This window comes from Exiguobacterium sp. s78 (assembly GCF_018618985.1).
Taxonomy (GTDB): Bacteria; Bacillota; Bacilli; order Exiguobacteriales; family Exiguobacteriaceae; genus Exiguobacterium_A; species Exiguobacterium_A abrahamii.
This window is the reverse complement of record NZ_JACSNB010000004.1, coordinates 98,898-116,426: the sequence shown is the minus strand read 5'-3', so window position 1 is coordinate 116,426 and position 17,529 is coordinate 98,898. Positions and strand designations below refer to the sequence as shown.

22 protein-coding genes and 1 riboswitch are annotated in these 17,529 nt (G+C 43.7%); of the genes, 6 read left to right on the top strand and 16 right to left on the bottom strand.

From position 1 onward, the window contains the following. The first annotated feature begins 49 nt into the window (after positions 1-49). On the top strand, positions 50-880 hold the full coding sequence (locus KNQ18_RS15030; protein WP_353049777.1) for a GNAT family N-acetyltransferase: 831 nt from the start codon (positions 50-52) through the stop codon (positions 878-880). On the opposite strand, the gene KNQ18_RS15025 is transcribed toward KNQ18_RS15030, so the two are convergent. The 4 genes from KNQ18_RS15025 to KNQ18_RS15010 form a co-directional block, all read right to left on the bottom strand. Further along, positions 869-1,804, bottom strand: coding sequence for a hypothetical protein (locus KNQ18_RS15025; protein ID WP_215085305.1), 936 nt, complete (start codon positions 1,802-1,804; stop codon positions 869-871). The genes KNQ18_RS15030 and KNQ18_RS15025 overlap by 12 nt on opposite strands. A 112-nt stretch (positions 1,805-1,916) precedes the next feature. Beyond that, the gene (locus tag KNQ18_RS15020; RefSeq protein ID WP_050678267.1) at positions 1,917-2,276 is read right to left on the bottom strand and encodes a hypothetical protein; all 360 of its coding nucleotides are present in this window, start codon (positions 2,274-2,276) and stop codon (positions 1,917-1,919) included. Positions 2,277-2,305: 29 nt separating this feature from the next. Beyond that, positions 2,306-2,791 (bottom strand): GNAT family N-acetyltransferase, encoded by a 486-nt coding sequence (locus KNQ18_RS15015; protein ID WP_050678268.1) that lies wholly within the window; start codon positions 2,789-2,791, stop codon positions 2,306-2,308. 15 nt (positions 2,792-2,806) lie between these two features. Next, positions 2,807-3,322 (bottom strand): GNAT family N-acetyltransferase, encoded by a 516-nt coding sequence (locus KNQ18_RS15010; RefSeq protein ID WP_064300835.1) that lies wholly within the window; start codon positions 3,320-3,322, stop codon positions 2,807-2,809. 248 nt (positions 3,323-3,570) lie between these two features. Here KNQ18_RS15010 and murB point away from each other — a divergent pair, with 248 nt between their 5' ends. Then, positions 3,571-4,482 carry a UDP-N-acetylmuramate dehydrogenase gene (gene murB / locus KNQ18_RS15005; protein ID WP_035398835.1) on the top strand — a complete coding sequence of 304 codons (912 nt, stop codon included), beginning with the start codon at positions 3,571-3,573 and terminating at the stop codon, positions 4,480-4,482. Positions 4,483-4,537: 55 nt separating this feature from the next. Here the strand turns inward: murB and KNQ18_RS15000 are convergent, their stop codons facing one another. Then, on the bottom strand, positions 4,538-5,761 hold the full coding sequence (locus tag KNQ18_RS15000; RefSeq protein ID WP_023467199.1) for an aminopeptidase: 1,224 nt from the start codon (positions 5,759-5,761) through the stop codon (positions 4,538-4,540). A gap of 98 nt (positions 5,762-5,859) precedes the next feature. Between KNQ18_RS15000 and KNQ18_RS14995 the strand changes: the two genes are divergently transcribed. Then, complete coding sequence (locus KNQ18_RS14995) at positions 5,860-6,279, top strand: YkvA family protein (RefSeq protein WP_023467198.1); 420 nt, start codon at positions 5,860-5,862, stop codon at positions 6,277-6,279. Between the two features lie 32 nt (positions 6,280-6,311). On the opposite strand, the gene KNQ18_RS14990 is transcribed toward KNQ18_RS14995, so the two are convergent. Together KNQ18_RS14990 and KNQ18_RS14985 are read right to left on the bottom strand one after the other, a co-directional pair. Continuing rightward, the gene (locus KNQ18_RS14990; protein WP_023467197.1) at positions 6,312-7,148 is read right to left on the bottom strand and encodes a formate/nitrite transporter family protein; all 837 of its coding nucleotides are present in this window, start codon (positions 7,146-7,148) and stop codon (positions 6,312-6,314) included. A 183-nt stretch (positions 7,149-7,331) separates the two neighbouring features. After that, positions 7,332-7,934, bottom strand: a complete 603-nt coding sequence (locus tag KNQ18_RS14985) for a hypothetical protein (protein WP_215085303.1) — start codon at positions 7,932-7,934, stop codon at positions 7,332-7,334. A gap of 136 nt (positions 7,935-8,070) precedes the next feature. Between KNQ18_RS14985 and KNQ18_RS14980 the strand changes: the two genes are divergently transcribed. Together KNQ18_RS14980 and KNQ18_RS14975 are read left to right on the top strand one after the other, a co-directional pair. Beyond that, entirely contained in the window at positions 8,071-8,937 is an 867-nt protein-coding gene (locus KNQ18_RS14980) for a YitT family protein (RefSeq protein WP_029340819.1), read from the top strand. Positions 8,938-9,130: 193 nt separating this feature from the next. Next, positions 9,131-9,769, top strand: a complete 639-nt coding sequence (locus tag KNQ18_RS14975) for a CHASE3 domain-containing protein (RefSeq protein WP_050678272.1) — start codon at positions 9,131-9,133, stop codon at positions 9,767-9,769. Between the two features lie 45 nt (positions 9,770-9,814). Here the strand turns inward: KNQ18_RS14975 and KNQ18_RS14970 are convergent, their stop codons facing one another. The 7 genes from KNQ18_RS14970 to KNQ18_RS17445 all read right to left on the bottom strand — a co-directional run bounded on the left by KNQ18_RS14970 (position 9,815) and on the right by KNQ18_RS17445 (position 16,080). After that, positions 9,815-10,183: an ArsR/SmtB family transcription factor gene (locus KNQ18_RS14970; protein WP_050678101.1), complete on the bottom strand. Its 369-nt coding sequence runs from the start codon at positions 10,181-10,183 to the stop codon at positions 9,815-9,817. Between the two features lie 55 nt (positions 10,184-10,238). Then, a complete protein-coding gene (locus tag KNQ18_RS14965) occupies positions 10,239-10,523 on the bottom strand; it encodes a hypothetical protein (RefSeq protein ID WP_231884728.1) in 285 nt (94 codons plus the stop codon). A gap of 170 nt (positions 10,524-10,693) precedes the next feature. After that, positions 10,694-11,332 (bottom strand): thiamine phosphate synthase, encoded by a 639-nt coding sequence (gene thiE / locus KNQ18_RS14960; protein WP_214806261.1) that lies wholly within the window; start codon positions 11,330-11,332, stop codon positions 10,694-10,696. Continuing rightward, the gene (gene thiM / locus KNQ18_RS14955) at positions 11,322-12,089 is read right to left on the bottom strand and encodes a hydroxyethylthiazole kinase (protein WP_214806259.1); all 768 of its coding nucleotides are present in this window, start codon (positions 12,087-12,089) and stop codon (positions 11,322-11,324) included. Before thiM ends, thiE begins: the two co-directional genes overlap by 11 nt. Further along, on the bottom strand, positions 12,070-12,873 hold the full coding sequence (gene thiD, locus KNQ18_RS14950) for a bifunctional hydroxymethylpyrimidine kinase/phosphomethylpyrimidine kinase (protein WP_214806257.1): 804 nt from the start codon (positions 12,871-12,873) through the stop codon (positions 12,070-12,072). The genes thiM and thiD overlap by 20 nt, the downstream gene beginning before the upstream one ends. A gap of 115 nt (positions 12,874-12,988) precedes the next feature. After that, a riboswitch (TPP riboswitch) is annotated at positions 12,989-13,099 on the bottom strand. Positions 13,100-13,162: 63 nt separating this feature from the next. Next, positions 13,163-14,440, bottom strand: coding sequence for a murein hydrolase activator EnvC family protein (locus tag KNQ18_RS14945; RefSeq protein WP_215085301.1), 1,278 nt, complete (start codon positions 14,438-14,440; stop codon positions 13,163-13,165). A 203-nt stretch (positions 14,441-14,643) separates the two neighbouring features. After that, positions 14,644-16,080, bottom strand: coding sequence for a murein hydrolase activator EnvC family protein (locus KNQ18_RS17445; RefSeq protein ID WP_215085299.1), 1,437 nt, complete (start codon positions 16,078-16,080; stop codon positions 14,644-14,646). Positions 16,081-16,343: 263 nt separating this feature from the next. Between KNQ18_RS17445 and KNQ18_RS14935 the strand changes: the two genes are divergently transcribed. Next, entirely contained in the window at positions 16,344-16,754 is a 411-nt protein-coding gene (locus tag KNQ18_RS14935; RefSeq protein ID WP_149426829.1) for a VOC family protein, read from the top strand. Positions 16,755-16,800: 46 nt separating this feature from the next. On the opposite strand, the gene KNQ18_RS14930 is transcribed toward KNQ18_RS14935, so the two are convergent. Next, positions 16,801-17,313, bottom strand: coding sequence for a type 1 glutamine amidotransferase domain-containing protein (locus KNQ18_RS14930; RefSeq protein ID WP_029340809.1), 513 nt, complete (start codon positions 17,311-17,313; stop codon positions 16,801-16,803). Positions 17,314-17,339: 26 nt separating this feature from the next. Continuing rightward, the gene (locus KNQ18_RS14925) at positions 17,340-17,513 is read right to left on the bottom strand and encodes a hypothetical protein (RefSeq protein ID WP_023467179.1); all 174 of its coding nucleotides are present in this window, start codon (positions 17,511-17,513) and stop codon (positions 17,340-17,342) included. Positions 17,514-17,529 lie beyond the last annotated feature (16 nt).

Here is a 17,529-nt window from a genome sequence, read left to right as displayed (position 1 = left end):
AGATATTTTCAACTTCACTTTGCTAAAGGAGGAACTTAATTTGCCTATTGTGTATTACAATCAATTGTCTCATGTTCAAAGGCGACACGTCCATCAACTTCTACAGCACCATCAAAAGGCATATGATTTTTCATTTTTTCAGCCGCTTGAAGATTGTCAATGGGTCTACCTCGAATCCGGTCAGGTGAAAGCGACGCTTGGATATCATGTCGTGCATGACGTCGTTCACTTTATGAACGGCGCCTTCCATGATATCAAAGCTTTTCGTAGTCTGGCTATTTTGCTACACTTACATGCCGTTCGACAAGGATGCCGGCATATTCATGTACAAGTCTCTCCGCCGCATGATCTTTCTCTAACTTCGATTTGGAAAGAGCTTGGTTATAGTTTATATGCCGAACAGTTTCGTTTAATCGGCCTCTCAGAGGGACAGCCTGCTACGCTGCGTTTGAAAGCTGTTCATGCACAGAATCAAGATACTTACCTTGCACTTCGTAACGATGCCCTTAAAGGAACACATCACTTTTTTCCTTATCAGATATCTGATTTAGACAAGTTGATTCAACGAAAAGCGCTTCCTTACCTCGTCTATGATAAGCAACTGGTCGTCGGTACACTATTATTTCAAAAGCAGGGACAGAATATCCGTCTTCTTGAAATCACGTGCCTACCTGAGCTGAGACGTCAAGGATACGGTAGCCGCATCCTTCATACATTTCAAGAAAAATTACGACGTGCAAACATCCAAACGTTTGAAGTCTTTTTTCTCTCAACACAACAAGATGTACTACGCCTGTATCACCCCTCGATGTTTTGCGATATCCAGTTAACCTCTCATTGGCACACGTTCAGTACGGATCAACCTCCGTTAATCATTTAGTCGATTGACGATCCCCCTGTATTCAGGCAACACATACTCCGAATCCATTTCTCGAAAATCAACATGACCCGTTTTACGAAGCACTAGCCCCATCTCGTATAATTGTTCGATGTAGGCGTCTCCCCATGTCAAGGCAAGTCCAGGTTGATGGTTATGAAAAGCAAGCAAGGCATCTTCAATAATTTCAGAAGCAATAGATGCTTGCATCACACGGTTCAACAAAGATTGGAACAGTACGGTTTGTCGTCCGATCAACGCATAAAAGGGGAAATAATGTTTAGCATAAACAAACGTCGGCAAATAGGCATCCGCCTCAATCGTCTTTAGCAACAATGGTGAAGCGGGACGTTGTAATCGTTCTGCAAGTCCAACGGTCGCCTTGCATTCGCACAGCTGATCAAGCACTCGAACCGTCAACTCCTCTTCGATATCGAGCAATAAGACGAGGTCAAGCAGATTCAATTCATGCGTCTCCATGAATTGATCACTGCGTTGAAGATGCATCGTGTAAGTAAAGTCCAGTTTTTCAGCAACAAGTGCCCATAACTCGGAATGGCGCGCCGCATATAGACCTACCGGAAAGTGAAGGGGTTGGCGGACGATCGATCGATGCCCTTCAAGTGTATAGACTTGATTGACGTCTAGACCGTATGCTAGCAGCATTTCGAGTAACTGCTGACGATTTTGACAAGTGACGAGTGTTTGAAACAGACGATCGACTTCGACGAGTGGTTGTTTCATTTCAAGCGCTATTTTTAAATGAGCAGGTGAATCCTGCTCTAGCGCCCGCTTAATGAATTGTAAGGCCTGTTGTTCCGCATCGTTCAGTTGGGCAACATGTGTCCGAAACATTTCGATGTCAAGTTCCCGGAAGGCTTGTAACGCCGGTGCAATTGATTGATTTTTAATAAAGGGTTTCCACATGATTCCCTCGACCTCCTCATTCCAGTATCTCTTCGTAGTGTACGCAATATCCTATCGTCTTGAAAGCAAAAAATGGAGAATCTTCCGTCGTTTCAGGAAGATCCTCCATTTTTTATTTTTTACCGACTTTTAAATGAGCGTTTCGAAAGACGGCATCTTGTTTTCCTGTCTTTTCAACACTTGTTCCGACAGACCCCAGGTATTCGATTTCATCCTTTGGTTGAATGAACTCATATGTGATGGCAGGTTCACCCCGAAGTCGAACGTGTATGATTTGTCGATGTCGTAAAGAGAATGATGCGCGCACTTCAAGAAAGGAGGAAGCTGATAAATCATGTTGCCGCTCTAAAATCGTCATCAACTCTTTTTCAGAGTCACGATAGTTTCCCTGCAATTGAGCATACGAAATACCGACTCCTAAAGATAGGATACCGATTAGACTAAGAGCGAAAATGACCAGCACTTTCTTCATGACTGATCCACCTCCGAGAAAAGTTCATTCTACTTATTCATCGGTTCATCCATCGTCGACGTGAAGTCTTTTTTCGAATCCTTTACGTGAAACTGCATGTCCACATGTGGAATATCATCTTCTAAATAAGGTTCGGATACGGTTTCGAAACCAAACGATCCGTAAAACCCTTCTAGGTGTGCTTGTGCCTGTAAGTAGATCGCAGCTTCTTTCTGCAAATGAACCATCGCTTTCTCCATCATTTGTCTCGCTAACCCAACCGACCGGTGTGCACGATGAACGGCTACCCGTCCAATCGCTATTCCTTTTGTCGGATGATCGTATATCCGAAGACATCCGACGATTTGACCCCTCTCACTCCGTACGACCAGGTGTGTCGCTTGTTGATCTTGATCATCTAACTCCGGATACGCGCACTCCTGCTCGACGACGAAGATATCTGTGCGTAATTTCAAAAGTTCATATAAGGTATCAGGTGTCATGTGATGAAAAGACTCGAATTCAAATTCGTACATAAAAAGCTCTCCTCTTTAGTTACGACAAAGTCGTGATAATTGTCCTGCGTAGATCGTGACGGGAATACCTCTAAAAATCGTATCTTTTTCCCAGTTCAGCCCGTTTGCACGAGCGACATTTTGCGAAGCACGATTATCGGGATGAATGATCGAGATGATTCGATCATGCCCTCGGTTGAACGCCTCCATCATTAGTTGTTTCGCTGCTTCACGACCATAACCGACTTTCCAGTGCTTCGGTTCGAGCCAATAACCGACTTCTAATTCTTCAATTCCATCCACTTCCTGCATCAATAATCCGGCGAAACCAATCGGTTCATTCGTTTCTTTTTTGAATAACAGCAAAAAACCAGTTTGTCGTTCATCCGAGTATCGCTCCAATTGCCGTTCGAACCACTCTCGTGCTTCATCTTCACTCAGGGCAGTACCTCCATTGATATAACGCATGACTTGCTCATTTTGGACAAGCGACTTATAAAAACTGAAATCCTCTTCTTCGAACGGTCGCATCCATAAACGTTCACTTTCCATCGTCATCGCCTCCTTCTATACTTCTCTTTTCCCGAGTTCTTTTCGCTTCATTCCTCTTCCTGACTCTGCTTTCCTTGTGACATTTTTCATTACTAATCGATGACATTCACTCCCTAGTGCTTGCAATTCCCGGCATAAGTCGGTATTTTGGGAACAGTATGTTGAACAACGACCGCACGATTAATGTTAAAATATATTTTGAGCGCATGAGCGCTGAGTAGGAATTCACGAAAAGGACTGAGACCATAATGACTGAACAAGTAATGACGGGACTGTATGAAGGCATTTCAAAAGAGTCCGTACTAATCAATGAACCTTTAAAATATCATACGTATACAAAAATGGGAGGAATCGCGGATTTATTCATCATTCCAACCTCTTATGAAGAAACGGCTTTTGTCGTCCGATATGCTTACGAACAAGGTATTCCCTTGACGTTGCTTGGAAACGGATCGAATCTTGTCGTTCGTGATGGTGGCATCCGTGGCATTGTCCTCTCCTTTGAGAAGTTAACCGACATCTCGGTCGAAGGACATGAACTCGTCGCTCAAAGTGGCGCAGCAATCATCGAAGCTTCTCGTGTAGCTTACGCGCATCAGCTCAGCGGTCTTGAATTCGCTTGTGGAATTCCAGGAACGATTGGTGGCGCATTGATCATGAATGCGGGAGCATACGGTGGTGAAGTCAAGGATTGCCTCCATAGCGCTACTGTATTGACACGACAAGGAGAACTGTTGAACATTTCGCATGATGAACTCGAACTGGGATACCGGACAAGTTGCTTCTCGAAGAAAGAATACATCATCCTCGAAGGTCGATTTGCGTTAACAGAGGGTGACCCAGCATTGATCAAGGAAGTCATGGATGATTTGACGCATAAGCGGGAAACGAAACAACCACTCGAGTACCCTTCTTGTGGTAGCGTCTTTAAACGTCCAGAAGGCTATTTTGCAGGTAAGCTGATTCAAGATAGTAACTTACAGGGAACACGCATCGGTGGCGCTGAAGTGTCGAAGAAACACGCTGGCTTCATCGTCAACGTCGAGAATGCGTCAGCATCCGACTATATCGCGCTCATTCGTCATGTCCAAGAAACCGTTCAAGAAAAATTCGGTATCTTACTTGAGACAGAAGTGAAAATCATCGGTGAAGAAGCATAATCAATCATTTTACGAAAAAGGTGAGCTCCGTATTCGGACTCACCTTTTTGTTCGTTTAGATCGACCAGTTTCCGTCACGCATGACTGATTCACGCGTTCCGTCTGCAAGTTCTCCTTCAATCGATAGATCCGCTGATCCAATCATGAAGTCGACATGCGTCATCGAGTCGTTCGCGCCTTGTGCTTCTAGTTCTTCTGCTGAAAGGCTTGGACCATTTTCGAGACACGTCGAGTATGCACGACCAATCGCTAAGTGGCATGAAGCATTTTCATCGAACAATGTATTATAGAATAGGATACCCGAGTCAGAAATCGGCGAGCGGTGTGGTACGAGCGCAACTTCTCCGAGATAACGTGCACCTTCATCAAGTGAAATCAAGTCATCTAATGCTTCTTGACCCTGTTTTGCTTCCGCTTTAACGATTTTTCCGTTCTCGAACCAGAGTGTGAACTCATCAATCAAGTTCCCACTATAGCTAAGTGGTTTTGTGCTTGAGACGTGTCCGTTGACTCCTGTCTTTTTCGGCAATGTGAACACTTCTTCTGTCGGCAGATTCGCGATGAAATCAACACCATCTGCATTCGGGCCACCGCCACCTAACCAAACGTGACGTTCTGGTAATTCGATTGATAATTCTGTTCCTGGAGCTGTGTAGTGCAATGTTTTGTATTTCTTCTCTGTCAGGAATTTTGCTTTTGAACGCAGATTTTGATCGTGATCCGCCCATGCAGCGACCGGATCTGCTTGATCGGCTCGTGTTGCTTTCAAAATAGCTGACCAGAGCTCTTCAACGGCATTCTCTGAATCAGGGAATACTTTCTTCGCCCAGCTTTCAGAAGGTGCTGCTACGACACACCAGCTGACATTGTCACTCATGACGAACTTCCGCCAATTAGCAAGAGCGACACCGGCTGCTTTATTCGCACGTGCAATTCGGCTCGAGTCAACGCCATTCAATAAATCTGGATCTTCACTGACGACTGATAAGAACGCTGTCTTTTCTTCTGCCAGTTGGTCGTAACGTGCTTTTAACCAATCCGGGAACGTATCAAACGACTCTTCCGGTGCATCGAAATAACGGATTTTCGTCATCTCATCATCTGACCATTGTACATACACTTGCGTAGCTCCTACTTCGTAGGCAACACGTGTGATTTCACGAACGAGCGGCAAATTTTCGATTCCTGCGCGCACCTCGAGTTGTTGTCCTGGTTGTAGATTAATTCCCGTACGCACGGCTAAAGACGCGTATTGTTGTAATTCTGCTTGTGTCGGCATTATGTAATCCCCTTTCTTGTATCTTTATTTTCACGAAATAGTTGCAATTTTGCAAGAAATAAGACGAAACTAGAAAGAGAAGAGAAGGAGGCATTACCATGGAATTCACACCCGGCGATTTTAAATCGGCTTATACGTATTTTCACCGACAGGCACTCGACCTCGTTGGTGATGAAAAAGCACAGCAAGAATTGTTAGTTCGAGCAGAAATCGGACTTGCACACTTGACGCAAGATATTGCGTCTACAGAAAGTTCCGATATTGAACGCGAGGCAGAACTCGTCCTTTATTTTCAATTAAAACAACTGCTTGAAATGCTTCGTGCTCTCTATCAGAAAAAATTCGAGATGCATGCGGAGCAAGAACAATTGTTATTGACGGCTGTTCTGTACTTCACGTCTCCAGTTGACGCCTTACCGGACGATAATGTCCTCGGGCTCTTCGATGACGCACAGATCGTCGAAACGATTTATGAAGAACTGGCTGCAGACGTCGATCGCTTTCAACATATGGAATAAAAATAGGCAGCTGTCGCAACAGCTGCCCTTTTTTATGCGTTTTGCTTCGAAGCGATATGAACAGGTGTCGTGGATTGACGTGATTCATCTACCTCTAGTTTTTCTTTATTCAACCACGTATAGATCATTCCCATGAAGACAGCTCCACCAATGATGTTTCCAGCTAGAGCGGGTAACAGGTTATGCATCGCTCCTGCAAATGTGATCGTATCCGGGTGTGGCACGACTAACGCAATGGAGAACAATGCCATATTGGCGATGACGTGATCAAATCCAGAAGCAAAGAAGACTGCGACCAGTACCATCATCATCATGATCTGCGCCAACTCATTCTTCATGTTCTTTGGAATGAAAATCGCTAAACAGACCATCCAGTTACAGAAGATAGCTCGTGTGAAGATTTCCCACGTCGTATGGTGGATCTTCGTTTCTGAGACAGAAAATAACCAGTTGTTCATACCAAGCTCTTGGATGATTCCTGTTTGAGAAAAGAGTAGCGCAAACGCTAATCCTCCAAGTCCATTTCCAATCAGACAGATCAACCAGACCTTCATCGTATCCATCTTCGTCGTATAGCCGCGCATCGTCGCCGTCGTGAAATACATCGTATTTCCTGTGAACAGCTCTGCCCCACCGTAAACGATCAGGACGAGTGCCACTCCGAAGGTCAGTCCACCGACAAGTGTCGCAACAGGTGACTCCGCCATATATAGACCGTTAATTGCTTTTAAAGTAAAAATGATTGCAAATCCAATGAAAATCCCTGCTAGCATGGCACGAACTAAGTACTCGAGAGGACGCATTTGTAGCATGCGCGTCGACTTGATTGCTTTATTCCGTAATCCTTCTAATGCTTCTACCTCGTTCATCGTAGAAACCTCTCTTTCTTTTGTTCAACACTTCACAATGTTTGTTCATTTATTATCATACTTCCATCTTAAAAGATGTTCAAGTATTGAATAGACCTGTTTTATCGTTTTTATAAAAGAACGAGATGTAAACGATATCATTGTGTCGAGATTGTGAAAAATGCCTTTTCTTGCTTTATACAACTAATTAGTTTGGATTTGCAGTCGTGATGCGAAGCGTTCAAAGAAAGTATTTCGTCTTGATGCATCGAGTACATAACCATCAATGACAACACGATTAAAGCGTCTAGAAGATGAAGTAGCTCGTTCGATATCGGTCGGAGTGTAGGCGTCGAATGTTTTCCGGTCCATCGTAAAATCTGCACCTGAATACGGATCCGTGTAGTGAATTTCAAGGTCGGTTAAATCAGGAATCGTTGAAAATAAAACAAGCGTATGATGCATCAGAACTTTAGATAACCGAGCCTTTAAAAAATCCTGATTCACTTGTAGTGTTCCGGTGTCGGTACCAATCCAAGCTTGTCGCTCTTTTCCTGTCACTTCATAGGCAAGACGTAACGATTCTCCTTCGACATCTACCTGTTTTAATTCTGATGAGAACGGAAGTTGTTCGGCTAATTGACGAACCGCTACCGTATTCATCATCGAGGCACCCACTTGTCTCGCTACAAGATCACCATCATGCCAAATGGATGATTGATTTTTTTCATTGGGTTGTTCAAAAAGACGAATTCCGACCAGTACTCCTAAACAGATACAACCAAGAATCCATAGTATTTTCTTCATTTTCATCACCTTCCTAAAAAAACGTACCCTTTTTCATCTTTTTTCATAAGAAGGGTTGAAATTTTATGCATATGAGCGTACTCTTGCAGGCAGATACTCACAGAAGGAGGAGCATGAGGTCACTCATCATATTGCCATGACTACAACACACCCACAGAAAAAGAGAGTTGAAAAAATCAGTTTCTTAATCATTGGTACGTTGCTGTATTCCCTTTACATCAGCCTACTACTATCCCCAAATGATATCGGATCAGGCGGTATCATGGGAATCACGCTCATTATTCAAGAGCTCTTCCACACGCCAATCGGATTAACGCAATTGCTCTTAAACATTCCCCTCTTCCTTTTAGGTTTCCGTTTCCTACGCAAACGATTCATGTTCTTATCTGGAATTATTGTCATTGCTTCTTCCTTTTTAATTGACTGGATCCCGACTCAAATCGTTCCGGAATCTCTAAACGATCCGCTCGTCGCTTCCATCTTTGCTGGTCTAGTCTCTGGTCTTGCAATGGCATTGATTTTCTTCGGTGGTGCTTCAACTGGAGGGCTTGATATTCTTGGAAAGTTTTTCTTTGCTCGTTTTCATAACTGGCCACTTCCTCGTATATTTCTGATGCAAGATCTTGTCATTTACATCCTTGTATGGTGGGTATTCGATCTTAAACACGTTATGTATGCTCTCATCATGAGCTTTGTTCGCGCCAAAGCCCTTCAGACGGTTTACAGTTTCTATTCTGCTTCTAAGCAATGTATCATCATTTGTGAGAAAGCAGATGAAATCAATGAAGTCATTACAAAAGAACTCGGTCGTGGTGTCACGATTCTCGATGCACGTGGAGGATACTCCAACCGAACGAAAAAAATGGTCTATGTCGTCGTTCAAAATAACGAAATCGTCCGTTTGCAAGAAATCGTCTCTTCTGTCGAGCCGAATGCATTCGTTACATTTTCGGAAATCCATACTGTTTTTGGCAATTACAAGGAACATTCGTATTCGTTTTAACACCAAGCGCAGCTTAGCTGTGCTTTTTTCATCTTCTTAGAACAGCTTCTCGTATTGCATCATCTTTCCTGCTTTTTTATTAGTATTATTCAGTTTTTCAGTCATTATCCCTATTCAAAAAATAGACAGGCTTCACTTTTTTTACGATAGTAGTTAAGCTTATGACATGTCTTTTATTTAAAGGAATGATTGCATGCACTCTCTTTGGCGTCAGCGTATTCTGCTGATTTTCTTGATCAGCTTATTCGCCTCTATCCCGATCATCTATGCTTTATCCGGTTATCGGACGATTGCAACGATGACCGAGCAAATGAAGGATCATGATATACCGTTAATCAATCAGGTAGATCAGTTGGTCGAACACAATCGAGATCGTGCCAATGCGGTTCGTGGTCTCTTATTGTATGAAGATAATCGTTATATCGAACAATATTACTTTTCAACGTCTAAAATCCATGATTTGCGAAATAGTCTGAACCAATCGTCGACTACTCCAGGGACGATTAAGGATCTCCTTCGCCGCAACAATGTCTGGGAGTCCGAGATTGAACGCGTGTTCGTCGTCTATGAACGTCAAAGTCCAACAGCCGCAAAACGTCTTGCTAGACAATCGACTCAGACGACTCAAACGATTCTCGAAGACTTATCCCGTGTGAAAGATGATTTGTATAAAACGCTTCAAGCCAAATTACAACAATCAGATACTTTAATCGCTACATATAAATGGATGTGTCTCGCTCTCTCCATCCTGTCCTTTTTATTGATTAGTGCCACGGTCTTTTTCTTCCACCACTTCGCTCCAAAAGGATCAGAACAATCGTCTTTAGAATAAACGAAAAGCGCAGCTAAAGCTGCGCTTTTCGTTTATTCTAAAGACTCATTCAGGCATTGCTTTTCCCTCTTGTACATGTTCCATCGCCATATGTACAAGCGATGACACATGATGGTCATCCAAGGAATAATAGACGACTTTACCGTCTTTTCGAAACTTGACGAGTCCTTGTTTCAACAAAGATCGAAGATGATGCGACGCTGTCGCGATCGAACAGTCGACAGAGGCCGAGACATCACAAACGCATAGTTCTTCTTCGATCGTCAGCGCATAAACGATTCGCAGTCGTGTCGCATCCGAAAGAATCTTAAATAGCTTTCCGATTTCAAGCGTCGGAATCGTATCAACGATATGTCCGATTTCAGACGCACGTTGTTCATCAATCGCAATCGTTTCACAACGGGGAATGTCCATGTCCGTCACCTCGTTTCTACTTATATTGCACCATGAGAAACGAGACATTGCAAGTTCAGCGCATTCGTCTGCGAATGAGCCAAAACACGAACCATCCTCCTACGTAATCTCCGATATCCCAGACAATTCGATTTTGATCGACAGCGCGTACGCCGATATCAATGATTTTCGTGCTTTCTAATCGGTTCGTATAACGTTGACGAAGCCGAGTCGGAATCGGTAGACGAAGAAGTGCCCGGTAATAAATATCTAAATGAGTATGTCCCCAAATTTCCGTCGCAATCGAGCTCGTTTTAATATACAACGGACGTTTGTAGCGTCTTTCATACTTTTCTTTCAATAAAAGGGCCATCTCATAAGATATACGATTAGGATGTGGAAATAAGACTTTTCCTAGATGGTAGATCCCCTGATTATCGACTCGAATGATTTGTGGTTCTAACCGATATCGAATCCAATAGCCGCGAAAACGGATCGTCTGCCATTTCAATACAATCACCTCTGAACGGATTATACCCTGTTCTGAAGTGATTGATGCCATTCACGCACAGCATCTGTCATTTGCTGCGCAGCGAGTTGCCGATCTTCTTTAGCGAAAATTTCTGAGATGACGGCATACCCTTCCAACGGGATGGGCAGAGAGGAGACATTCGTTGCTGTGATTCCACCAATACCGATTAGGGGTAATCGTACAGCTTCCCGAATCGCCTGAAGCATCGTATGCGACATGGAATCAGCGTCCGCTTTGGATGACGTCGCAAATAGAGACCCCACGCCTAAATAAGATGCTCCGTCTCGTTCTGCTTCAATCGCTTGTGCAACGGTTGCTACCGACACACCAATCACGGCATCTGGTAAAAGGCGACGTGCTGCGGTTAAAGGAATGTCTTCTTGTCCGATATGCAAACCAGCTCCGACGAGTAACGCGATATCAATCCGATCATTGATGATCAAAGGAATGTCTTCCCGATCCGTGAGTGCTTTCAACCGAACTGCCTGATCAAAGAATTCCTTTCCTTGTGCTGTTTTTTCCCGTAGTTGCACGATCGTTGCACCACCTAAAATGGCTTCCTCAACGACCGTCTCGATCGCGACTCCAGGATGGTACCGACGATCCGTCACTGCATAGATGGAGTAATCAATTGACACGTTCTGTCACCTCCACAAGATCTTGTACCGTCATGAGGCTGATGGCATTGAACAACTCTCGTTTAAAATCACCAAGACCTTGCGCGGAGGCTGCTTGTTCTCCTGCTTTTCCCATGACGAATGTTCCGTGAACAGCCGCCTCAAACGCTGTATATCCTGCACCGAGGAAGCTCGCAATCAAGGAGGCCGTCATACAGCCAGTACCCGTGATATCTCCTAGACGAGGTGTTCCTACATGTAATTCCATTTCGCGCGTTCCATCCGTGATATAGTCGTTCGGACCTGTCACGACGAGGACAGATTTGTGTTTGCGAGCGAATGCACGAATACTTTCTCGATCCATCATTGCATCTCCCGCAGCATCGACTCCCTTAGTTCGCCCATCTTCCCCAAGTAACGTCTTGATTTCAGAAGCATTTCCTTTAATGACCGTACACCCGAGATCAATGAGTTCTTTAGAAAAGGCAGTACGTAATGTCGTTGCCCCTGCTCCAACTGGATCAAGAACGATCGGGACATTCAAACGTTCCGCTTCACGGGCTGCAAGTCGTTGAGCTGCTTGCATGTCTGCATCGATCGTACCAATGTTTAAGACGAGGGCTTGTGCGAGTCTAACCATCTCTTCTACTTCGCGAATATCTTCCGCCATGACAGGTGATGCTCCAACAGCGAGTGTGACGTTTGCGCAGTCGTTGATCGTAACCGTGTTCGTCAGATGGTGAATGAGTGGTTTGTGTTCAAGAATGGTCGTAAACATGTGTATCCCTCCAAAGTGAGTGAAAATGATGTGTCGGTCCAATACCTTGTCCGAGAGCAAATCCATGACGAATTGCCTCCGTGACATAGTTTTTCGCCTGTCGTACACTATCTTGTAAATCTTCTCCAAGCGCCATCCGTGCTGCAATCGCTGCAGATAAGGTACAACCAGTTCCATGAGTATGTTGATTGTCTAACCGTTCCGATGTGAAACGATGTTCCACTTCCCCATCAAACAACAAATCCGTCGCAGCTCCTGAGAGATGTCCACCTTTTAGTAATACTGCCCCTGTCTGTGTAGCCAATTGATGCATCGCCAGTTGCATTTCCTCTAGATTGGTCACTGATCGTCCTGTTAACCGCTCCGCTTCCGGTAAATTCGGTGTAACGAGTGTCGCAAGCGGCAGAAGTTCTGAAATCAATGCTTGTTCAGCTTCCGTCCGCAATAGGGCATGACCACCTTTAGCGACCATGACGGGATCTAATATGATAGGAACTGTCTGTTTGCCGAGATGTCTAGCAATGACACGAATCGTCTGCGCATTCGAGACCATCCCGATTTTGATCGCATCGACACGAATGTCTGAAAAAATCGACGTTAACTGGGCATCTACGATTTCTGGGGATAACTCTTCCACCGCTTGAACACCCAACGTATTTTGCGCCGTGACGGCTGTCAGGACGCTCATTCCATAAACCCCTAAAGCCGAAAAGGTTTTTAAATCTGCTTGAATCCCAGCTCCACCACCGGAGTCGGATCCTGCAATCGTCAGTACATGTTTCATGTTCTTTTCACCTTCCCATCGAGCAATGTAAGGGAGTCGTGACCGACAAAAAAAGCGTCGACCGCTGTAAAAAAGCAGTCGACGCTATACGAAAGCGTTATACACGCATTCCGGTATCCGTTCGGCTCAACTTTCCTACGCTGGTATTATCCAGTTCAGGTAATAGGGTCGAAAACAGATTGGTTTTCCTCTCAGCCGGATTCCTCCAGCTCCCCTAGTTGCTCAAGTATTCGTTTCGCCTTAACTGTAGCATAGAGAAGAAAAAAAAACGAGCCGAAGCCCGTTTTGATTACAGATATGCTAATGGATTGACTGCATTTAGAGGAGAAGAGGCACTGTATTGATATCCTCCGACATGTAGTTCGAAATGTAAGTGTGGTCCTGTTGAATTCCCTGTACTACCAAGTGTCCCGACTTGCTGACCTTGAGAGACCGTTTGTCCTGCACGAACCGATAATGAACTCATATGTGCGTAGACAGTCGTGTACACTTGTCCATCGAGGAAGTGAGAAATCATGACATGATTGCCGTAAGGTCCACCACCTGATGCTGTAATGACCGTTCCAGCTGCTGCAGCGACGATTGGAGATCCGACCGAACCACTGAAATCAACACCGTTGTGGAACGTATAACCGTTCGCGCCGCTTGCTGGTCCGAATCCTTGTGACACTCCACCAGAAGATGGTCGAACGAATTTCCCTCCACTCGAAACAACCGGCGGGGCAACAGAATCAGTTGATTCCGAACTCTTACCTGTTTGTTTTGCTGCTTGAGCATTCGCTTTAGCGGCTTTTTCGGCTGCCGCTTTCTCCGCTGCTGCTTTTTCAGCCGCTGCTTTAGCAGCTGCCTTCGCTGCCGCAATTGCACGTTCTTGCGCTTCGAGAGTCGCTTGAAGTTCTTTTGCGTCTAACAGTTCTGTCGTGAACTTCGTCTTCCCTTTTCGTAATTTCTTCAGCGTGGCACTACGTTCTTTCATTTGAAGCTTTAACGCTTTCTTTTGTTCAAGCAATACTTTCTTTTCTTGCATTTGCTCCGCTTTTTTCTCAACGAGCGCTTGTTTTGCTTCTCCTAATTTTTGTTGCGTTGCGATGTAATCCGAAATCATTTTATCGTCTTGCTCAGCGATTTTTTTCCCCGCCATGACACGGCTGAATAAATCACCTAAATCCTTCGATCCAAAAATGACTTCTTCCCATTTAATCGAATTTCCATCGTTCTCTTGGAAAACACGCAAACGATCACCGAGTAGTTCTTCCTGTTTCTGTAACATTTCTTCGTAACGGACGATGTCTGCCTTTAACTCATCGATTCGAACGTTCAACTGTTCGATTTGTTTATTTTTTTCAGAGACTTGGAAAATCTTTTCGTTGATTGCTGCGTCAATTTGATTGATTTGACGTTGCTCTTTTGAGATTTTAGCTTCTTGTTTTTTGATCGCTTTTTCAAGTTTACGTTGTTCAGCGGCATTTTCAGCTTTTTTTTCTTTAATGGTCGCTGCTGCGATCGGTTGTGTTCCTGTTATAAGTAATGCTCCTAAAACAATGGTAGAAATTAGTTTTTTTAGCATATATCGTTTTCCTCACTTATGTTTTTTTCATATTTTATTATAGTATTCAAGTTTCTCTCATATCTGAAATAGATTATAGCACCGTAATCGTTTCAAAAAAATTTCATTTACATTTCAAATGAAAACGGTTTTTTGTAATATACGATTTGTTTTTTGAAAATGACAAAAAAAAGAACCGTTGCATACGCAACGATTCTTTACGATTAAAGCATCGACAATGGATTGACTGAGTTAGCTGGACCAGTTGCACTATAGCTGTATCCACCAACGTGAATTTCGAAGTGGAGGTGTGGTCCTGTTGAATTTCCTGTACTACCTAACGCGCCAATTTGTTGACCTTGGCTGACACGTTGACCAGCACGGGCATTGAGTGAACTCATGTGAGCATATACTGTCGTATATGTCTTCCCGTTCAATTGGTGAGCGATCATGACATGATTTCCGTAAGGTCCGCCACCTGATGCTGTAATGACTGTACCTGTTGCAGCTGCCACGATCGGCGTACCGACTGGACCACCAAAGTCAATTCCGTTATGGAACGTATATCCGTTCTCTCCGCCTGCAGAACCATAACCTTGTGTAACAGTTCCAGCAGTTGGATGAATGAACAGACCACCTGATGATGGTGCTGGTTTTGGTGCAGCTGGTGCTGGAGCAGGCGCAGCTGGTGCTGGTGTAGATGGTTTTGGTGCTGATTGTTTCGTCGAACCAGAAGGTTTTTCCGATTGTGCCGCTTTCTCTTGTGCTGCTTGCTGAGCTGCTGCTTCTTTAGCAGCTTGCTCTTCTGCTGCTTTTTGTGCTGCTGCTTGCGCTGCTTCAGCCTCTGCTCGTGCTTTCGCTTCACGTGCCGCTTGAGCTTGACGCTCTTTTTCGAGTCGAGCTTCACGTTCACGTGCTGCTTTTTCAGCAGCAATCGCTTTTTCTTGCGCAATCAGAATTTGTTGGACTTCTTTTGCATCCATCAATTGTGTTTCGAACTTTTCTTTTTTCTTACGTAGTTCTTTTAAGCGTTTATTCCGCTCTTTTAATTGTGATTCAAGGTCCGCTTGTTGACGTTTTAATTCTTTTTTCTCAACTACCAACTGCGCTTTCTTTTCTTTTACTTCTTGCTGCGCATCCGCTAATTGCTTTTGCGTATTCTGGTAATCCGTGATCATTTTATCATCTTGTTTTGAAATGGATTTCCCTGCCATGACACGGCTTACGAGATCACCAACGTTTTTAGCACCAAAGATGACTTCTTCCCATTTAATTGAGTTTCCATCATTCTCTTGCATGACACGAAGACGATCACCGAGTAGTTTTTCTTGGCGTTTTAGTTTCGCTTTATATTTCTCGATTTCTTTTCCAAGTTCAACGATTTCACGTTCTGTTGCTTTGATTTGACGATCCTTTGTTTCGACAGCAAAGATTTTTTCGTTCAACGCTTCGTCTAGTCGATTGACTTCTTGTTGTGTTTTAGAGATTTTTTGACCTTCTTGATTAACAGAAGACTCTAAGTTTTTTTGCTTTTTAGCATTGTCTTGTTGCTGTTGTTCGTTTTTGGCTTTCTGTTCACTTAAATCGTCAGCTGCTGCAAAATGAGGTGCTGATGAAAGAACCAGTGCGGAAACGATGAGCGACGCGAACGTTTTTTTCATGTAGTATTCCCTCTTTTTCTGTAGTGTATGTTTTATGATTTATCGTAGAGTATTTAAGTTAAATTTAAATTCTGTAATAGTTTTTCTTTTTTATAAGAACGTTTTTGATTATAGCATTCATTCCTCTTCCATAATATTTCAGTGATATTTCATTTTAAATAAATCTTTCCTCTTCTATGTAATAGAAACATTTGGAAGGTAACTCATCGTTGCAACTTTGGAGTGTTTTTGGGAAACTGAAGCGAACAGAAGGAGGATATCATATGAAATTAGACCACACTGGAATTGCCGTTCGCGACATGCAGGAAGCCATTTCATTTTATACAAACGTACTTGGAGGAATTTTAACAAAAGAGTACTCGAATCCTGCGCCTGGTGTCGCTTCCAATATTGCGGTCATCGAGTTCGATGATGCGCACATCGAGTTGTTAACGCCAACAAGTCCGGATAGTCCGATCGCTCGTTTTTTGAAACAACGTGGGAAAGGTGTCCACCACATTGCTTATCGTGTAGAGAATTTAGATCAAGCGATTGAAGAAGCAAAACAACAAGGCTTAACATTTTTAGAAGATACGTATCGAACGACGCCATTCGGACGACGATTGATTTATATGAATCCTCGTCATTCACACGGCGTCATTACGGAACTCTGTGATTATCCAGAAAATCTATAAAAAATCAGCACTGCGTTATCGCAGTGCTGATTTTTGTTCTATACCATTAGCCAAGTTTTGCAACGATTTCCCGATTGAATGCAGGAATATCATCTGGTTGACGACTTGAGACGAAATTATCGTCAACGACGACTTCTTCATCTGCAAAGTCCACACCAGCATTTTCTAAATCAATTCGAATTGATTTATAACCTGTCATTTTTCTTCCTTTGACGATTTTTGCGTTAATCATCAATTGTGGTCCATGGCAGATCGAGAAAATCGGTTTTTTCGACATATCGAATTCTTCGACGAATGAGACGAAACGCTCATCTTCTCGAAGTAAATCTGGTGAAAATCCGCCTGGAATCAGGAGAGCATCGTAGTCTGCTGCTGAAGTCTCATCAATCGAGAGATCAACATTTACTTTTGCCTCTTCCTGTTTGCCGACGAGTTCTGCACCTTTCTTAGCACCAATGACCGTGATCTCGTGCCCTGCTTCTTTTAATGCATCAACCGGTCCTGTGAATTCTACATCTTCAAAATGATCGGCGAGTACGACTGCTACTTTTTTAGACATGTGATTCATCCCCCAAGTTGTTTGATTTAAATCGGATCTTCTCCGCGATCTCGTGGAGAAACCGTATCATCTGGCATTTCGTCTTTTCCTTTTAGGATTTCCTTTTGTTGCTCCTCTGTCAGTTTCCGTTCTTTATCCGACAGACGATCCCGTTCATCTTCAAACTCTTCATTTGGACGATCGGTTTCTTTCGGTGCCATGGAAAACCCTCCTTAT